The following is a 2056-nucleotide window of genomic DNA, read 5'->3' as shown; positions in this document are numbered from 1 at the left end:
GGGTGGTCGTCGGTGTCGGCGACGCTGACCAGCAGGTGGGTGGGGTCCAGGAGGAATGCGAGCCGGATCTCCGGCACACCCGGGGATCTTCGCGCCGCGTGCGTCGCGGCGTTGGCGGCCAGCTCGGTGATGACGAGGGTCACGTCGTCGCAGCAGTGGTCGAGGGACCAGCCGTGCAGGGTGTCGCGGGTGAACGACCGGGCTCGTGCGAAACCCTCCCGGCCGCACTCGACACGCAGGGCGGCCGAGGCGGACAGGTCGCCCGAGAACTGCGGCAGTGTCGTCGGCACCGAGGGCGGACTCCCGTACGAAGGGACCGTGTGCGGGCCGGCCGGCAAGGCGTGACCCGCCCCGAGAGCGCCTGCGTGTGCCGCAACCTCACTCGGCGGCCGGAGCACGTGCTGCGCAGGTGATGACACGTCATCTCCCCGATGTGACGTCAGGACACGGCGCCAGCCCGGGGGTTGACGCCGCAGCTATTATCCACGCTGAAGGCGCTCGCGTGCAATTGCACGAGAAATTGCGTGAGAATCAAGCCGTTGTGGGTACGCAAGCCGGGACGAGTGCGGTCGAAGGACGCGACCGCCCTTCGGCGAACGGCCGGGCACACCGTGTGCGGCGGGGAACGAGAACAGCAAGGAGACTGCGGTGCCACCAGTGCAGAACGGAGTGCAGGCAAGCTCGTTGGAAGCCTGCTGGATGAAGAGCCGGCACAGCAACGCCGAGGGCAACTGCGTCGAAGTCGCCCCGCTCGTCGACGGCGGGATCGCGATGCGCAACTCCCGCGACCCCGACGGACCCGCCCTCGTCTACACGTCGGCGGAGGTCGCGGCCTTCCTGGCCGGAGCGAAGGACGGCGAGTTCGACCACCTGCTGTGAGGTGCGGTGATGTCACGCCCGCGGCGCGATGCTCAGGGCGAAGCGGAGCCCAACTCCCCACTTCTGCGGGGACGCTGCGGGCGGATGCGTGAAGGCCCGGTGGAGTGCGATAGTGTAAATTGCCCTTGTGCCGGTCTGCTGGGAGTCAGGATGTCCGCCGCGTCGCATCGCATCTCCCGCCTGGAACCCTACCTGGACAGGCCCGAGCCCGCGCCGACTCTGCTGAAGATGCTGGTCGGTGTACAGCTCGCCGGCTTCCGCGAGGACGCCCGGCTCGCCCAGGACCAGGCGGCGCGCGCTGTCGGGTTCAGCGCCGCGAAGTTGTCCCGCATCGAGTCGGGCAAGGGCCGCCGCCCGCCGACCGAGAACGACGTCCGCGCGCTGCTGGAGCTGTACGGCACCGACGACTACGAGGCCTCCGTGCTGCTCAAGCTGCTGCAGCGGGCCGGGGAGCCGGGCTGGTGGCAGCGGTACGACAAGCGGCTGATGCCCGAGTGGTTCGACCGGCTGGTCGGGCTGCAGGAGGCCGCCGCCACCATTCGTACCTTCGAGATCCAGTACGTGCCCGGCCTGTTGCAGACACCCGCCTACACCAGGGCCGTGGTGGAGCGCGGCCTGCCGAACGCACCGGCCGGTGAGGTGGAGCGGCGCGTCGAACTGCGCAGGCACCGCGCCCGGTTGGTGTCGCGGGACGACGCCCCGCAGCTGTGGGCGATCATCGACGAGTCCGTGCTGCTGCGCGTCCTCGGCAGTACCGAGGTGATGCGGGAGCAGCTCGCGCACCTCGTCGAGATGGCCGGGCGTTCCAACGTGTCGCTGCAGATCGTGCCGTTGAGCGTCACCAACGCCTCGGCGCCGGCCATTCCGATCACGTATCTGCGCTTCGGCGGGCTCGATCTTCCCGATGTGGTCTACCTGGAGCACATCAAGAGCGCGAATTTCCTCGAGGACCGGGACGAGACCGAGGAGTACCGGATCGCACTGGACCGGCTCGCGGACGAGGCGCTCAAGCCCCGTGACTCGCTGGAGCTGCTGCGGCAGACGATGGAGCAGCGCTACCCGTGACGCACGGATGCCTCGCGCTGGCGTTCGCCGTGCTGCTGCAGCAGGAACGATCCACCGTGGTGTGGGTGACGCTGAACGGCGGTGTCGCGTGGGTCGTCTACGGTGCGATGCA

The 2056-nt window shown here is 69.2% G+C and carries 3 protein-coding genes; 2 read left to right on the top strand and 1 reads right to left on the bottom strand.

Annotated features, from left to right (window positions below):
* Positions 1–419, bottom strand: a 419-nt coding sequence (locus ABZ281_RS47335; RefSeq protein ID WP_356664806.1) for an ATP-binding protein, incomplete at its 3' end; no start/stop codon positions are given.
* A 229-nt stretch (positions 420–648) separates the two neighbouring features.
* Between ABZ281_RS47335 and ABZ281_RS47330 the strand changes: the two genes are divergently transcribed.
* Together ABZ281_RS47330 and ABZ281_RS47325 are read left to right on the top strand one after the other, a co-directional pair.
* Entirely contained in the window at positions 649–879 is a 231-nt protein-coding gene (locus ABZ281_RS47330) for a DUF397 domain-containing protein (protein WP_031108398.1), read from the top strand.
* Between the two features lie 150 nt (positions 880–1029).
* Complete coding sequence (locus ABZ281_RS47325) at positions 1030–1944, top strand: helix-turn-helix transcriptional regulator (RefSeq protein WP_356664804.1); 915 nt, start codon at positions 1030–1032, stop codon at positions 1942–1944.
* The last annotated feature ends 112 nt before the right edge of the window (positions 1945–2056 follow it).

Origin of the sequence: Streptomyces sp. NPDC006265 (assembly GCF_040613555.1) — a bacterium.
Classification (GTDB): Bacteria; Actinomycetota; Actinomycetes; order Streptomycetales; family Streptomycetaceae; genus Streptomyces.
This window is presented reverse-complemented; position numbering and strand designations above follow the sequence as displayed.